Raw genomic sequence first — 4,346 nt, 5'->3', positions numbered from 1 at the left:
CATTGTCACTACAGAGGTGGTTCTAGGCATTCCTATAATCTCACACGTTTTCTGCTTCTAGCTCTCTTATTTCTCTTTTATTAATCTAGCCGGCCCCCTCAGATCCCTACTCTACCCTCTCCGTCGGCAGCGTCAGATGTGTAAAAGAGACGGGGCGGGGGTAGCGTCGGTTCCGTGCGCCGTGTCCGCCGATGCGATCCCCGCCGTGCCGCCGATTCCCCGGCGGTGCCGCGGTGAGCGCGATCCCGGGGCGGTACGCGCTCGGTGAGCTGACCGTGGTGCGGCACGGGGAGAGCCTCGCGAACGCCGTGTTCGCCGGGATGGCGCCGCCGCCGCCGGAGTGGAGCGACGCCACGGTGCCGCTGACGGCCCGGGGCGAGGCGCAGGCCGCCGCGCTCGGCGCGTGGCTGGCGGGGCTGGGCGTGGAGCGGCGCCCGCATCTGGTGGCGTGCTCGCCGTACGAGCGGGCGCGGCGGACGTGGGACGTGATGGCCCGGGAGGCGGTGCGGCTGGGCAGGCCGCCGGTGCCGGTGGTGGTGGATCAGCGGCTGCGGGACCGGGAGATGGGCGTCTTCGAGCTGCTGACGCCCGGCGGGATCCGGGAGCGCGACCCCGGGGAGGCGCGGCGCCGGGTTCGGCTCGGTGAGGGGCTCTACCGGCCGCCCGGGGGCGAGTCCCTCGCCGATGTGGCCTTGCGGGCGCGGGACTTCCTGACGGAGCTGGACGCCGGCGGGGCGGGGCGGCGGGTGCTGGTCGTCGCCCACGACGCGATCGTGGTGACGCTGCGGCACGTCGTGGCGGGGATCGGCGCGGAGGCGCCGGCGGACGCCGTTCCGGTGCCGAACGCGTCGGTGACCCGGTTCGCCGGCGACGGGGCGGCGCTGCGTCTGGTGGAGTTCGGCGCCACGGCCCATCTGACGGGGCCGGGGGAGACGGCGGACGACCGATGAGTTCCGCCGCCGGGGCGGGTCCACCCCACCGACGACGTCGCACGCGGGAGGACACCATGAGGAAGCTGATCGTCTCGGAGTTCGTGACCCTGGACGGGGTGATGGAGGCGCCCGGGGGCGAGCCGTCGCATCCGCACACCGGGTGGGTGCTGGACCACCAGGGTCCGGAGCAGGTGCGGTACAAGTTCGACGAGGTGCTGGAGGCGGGGACGCTGCTCGTCGGCCGGGTGACGTACGAGTCGTTCGCCGGGGCCTGGCCGACGTACACCGGGGAGTTCGCCGACCGGATGAACAGCATGGAGAAGGTCGTGGTGTCCGGCACGCTCACCGATCCGGAGTGGAACAACACGACGGTGCTGGCGGGCGACGTCGTGAAGGGCGTCGCCGGGCTGAAGGAGCGGGACGGCGGGCCCATCGTGGTCCAGGGCAGCGGGACGCTGGTGCACACGCTGCTCGACCACGATCTGGTGGACGAGCTGCGGCTGATGGTCTTCCCGGTGACGATCGGCTCCGGGCTGCGGCTGTTCCCGGACACGGTGCGCAAGACGGCGTGGCGGGTCTCCAGCGGCCCGGTGTTCCCCTCCGGGGTCCGGGTGGACGTCTACCCCCGCGTCTGAACGGCCCCCGGCCGGGCTCAGCTCAGGTAGCCGTGGAGGAAGGCCCGGACGCCCGCCTCGACGGCCGCGGTGACCTCCTCGTCGTCGGGAAGGACGCCGCCGGGGAAGGACGGGTTGGTGACCGAGACCAGGCGCAGGAGGTGGACGGCGGCCAGTTCGGGGTCGCCGCCGCGCAGCAGGCCGCGGTCGGCGAGGGCGGCGAGGCGGGCGGCGAGGACACGGCGGACGCGGAGGGGGCCGGTCTCCTGCCAGGCCTCGATGGCGGCGGGCGGGATGTGGCCGCGTTCGGCGTTGACCTGCCGGGTGAGGGCGAAGTGTTCGGCGTGGCCGGTGGTCGACTGGGCGGCCCAGTCGAGGCCGAACGCGACGAGGTCGGGTTCGAGCGCGGTGACCTTGCGCAGGTGCCGGTCGATGATGGCGATCTGCGCCTCGGCGGCGCGTCCGGCGCTCTCCTGGATGACCTGGTGGAACAGCTCGGCCTTGTCGGCGAAGTGGTTGTAGATGGTGCGGGTGGAGACGCCGGCCTCGGCGGCGATGGCGTCCACGCCGGCGCGGGTGTATCCGTCCCGCGCGAACACGGTGAGCGCGCCGGCGAGGATCGCGCGGCGCTTGTCGGCGAGTCCGCCGCGGGGGCGTGGCCGGGGCGTGCCGCCGGGTGTGGTGTCGCGCCTGGTCATCGTGGGAGTCCCGGGGTGTCGCCGTGGTGGGGCGCGCGGGCGGTGGGTGCCCGCGCAGGCGGTACCTTACGCGGCGGCCGGGGGCCGGTGGACGGTGCGGCGGGGGCTGAAGTCGTCGCCGCCGCCGAAGGGGCGTCCGTCGAGGTTCCAGCTCCAGGAGACGGTGGGCGTGATCCGCAGATACGGGGAGGTCCCGAACCGGCCGGCGCGTTCGGTGACTTCGGCGGTGCCGTAGACGCGCAGGAAACGCGGGGTCCAGGGGTCGGTGGCGACCAGATCGTCGACGACGAGGGCGACCTGGTCGTGGCCGGCCTCGACGTTGCGGTGCTTGCGGGTGCGGGCGGGATCGACGCCGCCGACGTAGAACCGCGTGCCGTCGAACTCGAAGCCGACGGGTGCGACGTCGGGCTGGCCGTCGGGGCCGACGGTGGCGATGCGGGCGAGGGGCTGGGAGCGGAGGTAGGCGATCTCCTGCTCGGTGAACGACACGGCGTCTCCTTGCGGTCCGGAAGGGGCCCGGATTTCCGGCGGCCCCCACAGCACGGTACAACGCTCATGGCAAATGGTAAAACGCCTCCTGCAAAAAAGACACCGGGCACCGCCCCGCGATCAGGGAGGGTATGCCGGTGGTCCGGACGGGTACGCGTGACGCATGGAAAAGGGCGAAGAAGAAGAAAACCGAAAGAAGCGGGACAAGGCCGTCGAGGAGCGGCGGGAGACGGACCGCGAACGCGGCGCGTCGCGTCCGTTCGACTATCCCTACGGGGAGCGGCGCGCCGGGGTGCGCGCCCGGCGGCACATCAGCAGGGAGCAGGCGGACGGCGACATCCCGCCCGGCATCGCGGGCGGCTACGGGGCGACCGGCGGAACCCACCAGGGCTCCGGCTCCCTCGCGGAGCCGGAGGAGGGCGCCGAGGGGTGAGGGCCGTGGCGAGACGCGGTCGCGGGGCGGGGGCCTGATGCGCCTGCGGCACACCCGGCCCACCGACCCCGGGTACCGGCGCAGACGGCACGGCAAGGGCTTCCGCTATCTCGACACGGACGGCGAGCCGCTGCGCGACCCGGCCGAGCTGGCGCGGATCGCCGCGCTGGTGATCCCGCCCGCGTGGCGGGACGTGTGGATCTGCGCCCGGCCCAACGGTCACCTCCAGGCCGTCGGGACGGACGCGGCGGGCCGCCGCCAGTACCTGTACCACGAGCGGTTCCGGGAGCTCCAGGAGAAGGCGAAGCACGAACACGTCCTGGAGGTGGCCGAGGCGCTGCCCCGGATCCGGGAGGCCGCCACCGCCCATCTGAGCCTGCGGGGCCTGACCCGGGAACGGGTGCTGGGCGGCGGGGCCCGGCTGCTCGACATGGGGTTCTTCCGGATCGGCAGCGAGCGCTACACCGACCGGCACCAGACGTACGGCCTGACGACGCTGCTGCGGGAGCACGTGCGCTGCGGCGCGAGCCGGGTCGCGTTCGCGTATCCGGGCAAGCACGGCAGGCGGCAGGAGCAGGCGGTCTCCGAGCCGGCGCTGTGCCGGGTCGTCACCGCGCTGCGGCGGCGCCGGGGCGGCGGGGGGCGGCTGCTGGCGTACTGGGAGGCGCGGGCCTGGCACGACGTGACCGGCGCCGACCTCAACGCGTATCTGCGGGGACAGGGCGGGGTCGAGGTGACCGCGAAGGACTTCCGCACCTGGCACGGGACGGTGCTGGCGGCGGTCGCGCTGGGCGTGTCGGGGCACGCGGCGCGGAGCGAGTCGGCGCGGCGCCGCGCCGTCGCGCGAGCGGTGCGGGAGGTGGCCGAGTACCTGGGGAACACGCCCGCCGTGTGCCGCGCCTCCTACATCAACCCGCGGGTGATCGAGCTGTACGAGGACGGCGTGACGCTGGAGCCGGTGCTGTCCCGCCTGGGGGCGGGGGTGGCGGCCGGTGCCCCGGCGACGCAGGGGCCGGTGGAGCGGGCGGTGCTGCGGATGCTGCGCACGGGCCGCCCGCCCCGGCCGTGACCGGGCGGGCGGCCCGTGCGCCGCATCCGCCGCCCCTTGCCCTTATACACATCTCCGAGCCCCCGAGACAGGCAGAAATCCCGTATGCCGTCTTCTGCTTGACAAAAACAA

The 4,346-nt window shown here is 73.7% G+C and carries 6 protein-coding genes; 4 read left to right on the top strand and 2 right to left on the bottom strand.

Features of this window, described 5'->3' with window-relative positions:
• The first annotated feature begins 191 nt into the window (after positions 1-191).
• Together BN2279_RS07420 and BN2279_RS07415 are read left to right on the top strand one after the other, a co-directional pair.
• The gene (locus BN2279_RS07420; protein WP_407702201.1) at positions 192-950 is read left to right on the top strand and encodes a histidine phosphatase family protein; all 759 of its coding nucleotides are present in this window, start codon (positions 192-194) and stop codon (positions 948-950) included.
• 56 nt (positions 951-1,006) lie between these two features.
• On the top strand, positions 1,007-1,567 hold the full coding sequence (locus BN2279_RS07415; RefSeq protein ID WP_059007691.1) for a dihydrofolate reductase family protein: 561 nt from the start codon (positions 1,007-1,009) through the stop codon (positions 1,565-1,567).
• Positions 1,568-1,584: 17 nt separating this feature from the next.
• Here BN2279_RS07415 and BN2279_RS07410 read toward each other — a convergent pair whose 3' ends face one another.
• Entirely contained in the window at positions 1,585-2,244 is a 660-nt protein-coding gene (locus BN2279_RS07410) for a TetR/AcrR family transcriptional regulator (protein ID WP_059007689.1), read from the bottom strand.
• 66 nt (positions 2,245-2,310) lie between these two features.
• Positions 2,311-2,733: a PPOX class F420-dependent oxidoreductase gene (locus BN2279_RS07405; RefSeq protein ID WP_059007687.1), complete on the bottom strand. Its 423-nt coding sequence runs from the start codon at positions 2,731-2,733 to the stop codon at positions 2,311-2,313.
• A 163-nt stretch (positions 2,734-2,896) separates the two neighbouring features.
• Here BN2279_RS07405 and BN2279_RS07400 point away from each other — a divergent pair, with 163 nt between their 5' ends.
• Positions 2,897-3,166, top strand: a complete 270-nt coding sequence (locus BN2279_RS07400; protein ID WP_059007685.1) for a hypothetical protein — start codon at positions 2,897-2,899, stop codon at positions 3,164-3,166.
• A 37-nt stretch (positions 3,167-3,203) separates the two neighbouring features.
• Positions 3,204-4,235, top strand: coding sequence for a DNA topoisomerase IB (locus tag BN2279_RS07395; RefSeq protein WP_059007684.1), 1,032 nt, complete (start codon positions 3,204-3,206; stop codon positions 4,233-4,235).
• The last annotated feature ends 111 nt before the right edge of the window (positions 4,236-4,346 follow it).

Source organism: Streptomyces specialis (assembly GCF_001493375.1).
GTDB lineage: Bacteria > Actinomycetota > Actinomycetes > Streptomycetales > Streptomycetaceae > Streptomyces > Streptomyces specialis.
The sequence above is the reverse complement of the archived record's forward strand: the minus strand, read 5'-3'. Positions and strand labels throughout refer to the sequence as shown.

What these genes read in the sequence shown, in the direction of transcription:
- BN2279_RS07415 (WP_059007691.1), top strand. Translation starts at nt 1,007, where the DNA reads ATGAGGAAGCTGATCGTCTCGGAGTTCGTGACCCTGGACGGGGTGATG.
- BN2279_RS07420 (WP_407702201.1), top strand. Translation starts at nt 192, where the DNA reads ATGCGATCCCCGCCGTGCCGCCGATTCCCCGGCGGTGCCGCGGTGAGC.
- BN2279_RS07400 (WP_059007685.1), top strand. Translation starts at nt 2,897, where the DNA reads ATGGAAAAGGGCGAAGAAGAAGAAAACCGAAAGAAGCGGGACAAGGCC.
- BN2279_RS07410 (WP_059007689.1), bottom strand. Translation starts at nt 2,244, where the DNA reads ATGACCAGGCGCGACACCACACCCGGCGGCACGCCCCGGCCACGCCCC.
- BN2279_RS07395 (WP_059007684.1), top strand. Translation starts at nt 3,204, where the DNA reads ATGCGCCTGCGGCACACCCGGCCCACCGACCCCGGGTACCGGCGCAGA.